The following is a 525-nucleotide window of genomic DNA, read 5'->3' as shown; positions in this document are numbered from 1 at the left end:
TGGTCACGGTGGCCGTTGCAGCACTGGTCACGCTCTCGGTTGTGCCTTCACCATCGGTATAGCTGGCGGCGACGGTAATGACCGCGCCGACATCGTCCTGGGTAAGCAAGTAGGTGCTGCCGCTCGCGCCGCTGATGTCGACGCCATCGCGTTTCCACTGGTAAGCGATCGTGCCCAGCCCGTCTTCATCTGCCAGGGTGTTGGCTGCCGTAAGAGTTTGATCTTCAGCAGCGGTTCCGGAGAGGGTGACGGATCCGGTCGGATCGTCGTTGACGTTGGTCACGGTGGCCGTTGCGGCACTGGTCACGCTCTCGGTCGTTCCTTCACCATCGGTATAGGTTGCTGCCACGGTGATGACCGCGCCGACATCGTCCTGGGTAAGCGTGTAGGTGCTGCCGCTCGCGCCGCTGATGTCGGCGCCATCGCGTTTCCACCGGTAAGCGATCGTGCCTAGCCCGTCTTCATCTGCCAGGGTGTTGGCTGCCGTGAGAGTTTGATCTTCAGCAGCGGTTCCGGCGATGGTGA

At 62.1% G+C, this 525-nt stretch carries 1 pseudogene; it reads right to left on the bottom strand.

The features are described from left to right. Positions 1-525 (bottom strand): annotated as a pseudogene (locus AB9K35_RS00070) (hypothetical protein); the annotation flags it as partial.

It is taken from the genome of Leisingera sp. XS_AS12 (genome assembly GCF_041224635.1).
Taxonomy (GTDB): Bacteria; Pseudomonadota; Alphaproteobacteria; order Rhodobacterales; family Rhodobacteraceae; genus Leisingera.
Note: the sequence above shows the minus strand (reverse complement) of the source record. Positions and strands in the feature narration are given on the sequence as shown.